The 2,321-nt window shown below is 59.3% G+C and carries 3 protein-coding genes; 2 read left to right on the top strand and 1 reads right to left on the bottom strand.

Annotation, left to right across the window (positions count from 1 at the left end):
* The coding region (locus WB528_RS03525; RefSeq protein WP_423887046.1) for a hypothetical protein at positions 1–265 on the top strand (265 nt) is incomplete at its 5' end.
* A gap of 69 nt (positions 266–334) precedes the next feature.
* Here the strand turns inward: WB528_RS03525 and WB528_RS03530 are convergent.
* Positions 335–640, bottom strand: coding sequence for a sensor histidine kinase (locus tag WB528_RS03530; RefSeq protein WP_423887047.1), 306 nt, complete (start codon positions 638–640; stop codon positions 335–337).
* A 323-nt stretch (positions 641–963) separates the two neighbouring features.
* Here WB528_RS03530 and WB528_RS03535 point away from each other — a divergent pair, with 323 nt between their 5' ends.
* Positions 964–2,169 carry a sensor histidine kinase gene (locus WB528_RS03535; RefSeq protein WP_423887048.1) on the top strand — a complete coding sequence of 402 codons (1,206 nt, stop codon included), beginning with the start codon at positions 964–966 and terminating at the stop codon, positions 2,167–2,169.
* The last annotated feature ends 152 nt before the right edge of the window (positions 2,170–2,321 follow it).

Consider the following 2,321-nt stretch of genomic DNA (forward strand, 5'->3'; position numbering starts at 1 on the left):
GGAAACACACGTGGCGTCCATTCTGCCGTTTATCCGAAAGACCGGCACCGTCTTTGACGATCGCATGACCAGGATCATGGGTGAGGCATTCGACTGCGCCTGCAAGGAGCTTCACGATAGCGGACAGCCGCCCATCGTCTACGAGGTCATCGCCAAGCGTATTATCGATGCGGTGAGGGATGGCGAGCGCGACGTGATGCGTTTGCGCAATGTGGGACTGGCTGCGCTCAGGATCGAAGACGACGACAATCAGGCGTCGCGTTAAGCGGCTTCGGACTTCCGCGTTTTGCTTGTCAGCCGTGAGTGACAGCGGATGGGCTCGCAGAAGTGTCGATCACCGCAGCGGCATCCGAAACGTGAAATGCGTCTCCTCCGCTGTGGATGCGACCGTAAGCGTGCCGTCGTGGGCTTCGGCGATCTGGGAGGCGATATACAAACCGAGACCCAGCCCTTGAATGCTGGCGCGCACCTGCCCCCTGAAAAACGGCTGGAAGAGTTGAGCCGCCACCGCATCCGGGATCGGTTCGCCTGAGTTAGCGACCCAAAGCACGAACATCCCATTGGCGGTCGAGGCTCCAATCCTGACGGGCTTGTCGGCAGCGCCGTGGGTCAGCGCATTGCCGAGAAGATTTGAGACCATGACGGCGATTCCTGTCTAACTGCCTCCGTGCTTCTCCAACGTCTCAACCTCAACCGCGTCGGCCTGCAACGAGACGAAGCGGCCGTAGATGCGCTCTTGCGAGAACGCGATACAGACAGACCACCCGGCCTGCGGCGTTTCCTCCGCGCTGAGAAGTGAGCAAAAGTGCTCACATTTAAATCGGCCTTCAGGCCGTGCTTCCATCGGCCCTGTGCTACAAGGGGCCCACAATGGGTTTTTGACGAGTGTGCTCGCGTGTTCGAAGCGACGAGTGGGCAGCCCAAACTGATGTTCTTACCCACCAGGAAAGCACCGAAGCCTCCATGGATTTGCCGGACAGCCCGGGGCCACCCAAGGTTCTTGTCGTCGAAGACGAGATGCTGCTGCGCATGCGCGCGGTGGACATCGTGGAGGACGCAGGCTTCATCCCGATAGAAGCCGCGAATGCCGACGAAGCCCTCGCCATTCTCGAATCTCGCTCGGATGTAGATCTTCTGTTCACGGATATCCAGATGCCCGGGAGTATGGATGGCCTGAAACTGGCGTACGCCGTCCACGAGCGGTGGCCGTCGATCAAGATCATTCTTGTGTCCGGTAAATTGACGCCGACCGACGGCGAAAAACCCGCCGACAGCCGCTTCTTTGGGAAGCCGCTTGAGGTGAAGCGGATGATCGCTGAATTACGGGAAATGATTGGTGAGGGCGCACTAAAACTCATCCCCCCCGATATCTCCCTGCTTGTGCCGGCCGCTGGCCTCATTGAACATCACAGCCATCGCGCACCGCGAGCGTCGAACGGTAACGCTTCCAATGAATTCCTGACGGCAGAAAACGATAGTCTTCGCTTGTTGCTCGAACAGGCGAGCATCGACGCAGAGGTTTTACTGGCGCAAGCGGGCATAGAAGCCAAGGAACGCGAAGCTGCCGATAAATTGAAGAAGCTCATCCTGGAAGAATTGCACCACCGGATCAAGAATACGCTTGCCACAGTGAGCGCCATTGCGTCTCAAAGCTTGCGTACAGCGACCAGCATTGAGCACGGCCAACAGGCTATTGAAGGGCGTCTGATCGCGCTGGGGCGAGCGCACGATCTGCTTTTGCAGGCCCGATGGGCCAACGCGGACCTCGCGGGTACAATTCGGGGCGCGACCGAGCCGTATGACAGCGGCGGCCGAGGCCGGTTCTCGATTTCGGGACCCGACATCAAAATCACATCGGGCGCGGTGATTGCGCTCGCGATGACGCTCAACGAACTCTGCACCAATACGACAAAATTCGGCGCGTTGTCGGTGCCAGGGGGAAGTATCGACATCGCATGGGTCGTCGACGAGGCAGAGCAACGGCTACAGATGACGTGGTCGGAAAAAGGCGGCCCCGCGGTATCTGCTCCTTCCCGGCAGAGCTTTGGGACACGCCTGATCGGATCTCTCGGCCAGCAATTGAAAGGCCAGGTCAAACTGGCCTATGCCCCGACTGGCTTCGTGTACGCGCTGGACGTTCCCATGACGTCGCTCGTCGCGCCGGCCTGAATCCCTGGAACCGATGGCTTCGTGGCAGCTTGTGATAGGCGACCGGATGCATGGCGCCCCCCAAGCATCCGATGAAAATGACGGCCTCAGCCCGCCCCCCCCGCGCTGAGGCCGTTTTCAATTTGTAAATGTGAGCAAAATTGACCACGCGC

Source organism: Bradyrhizobium sp. (assembly GCF_049586575.1).
Lineage (GTDB): Bacteria > Pseudomonadota > Alphaproteobacteria > Rhizobiales > Xanthobacteraceae > Bradyrhizobium.

Coding starts and splice junctions, on each gene's coding strand:
- WB528_RS03530 (WP_423887047.1), bottom strand. CDS start 640: ATGGTCTCAAATCTTCTCGGCAATGCGCTGACCCACGGCGCTGCCGAC.
- WB528_RS03535 (WP_423887048.1), top strand. CDS start 964: ATGGATTTGCCGGACAGCCCGGGGCCACCCAAGGTTCTTGTCGTCGAA.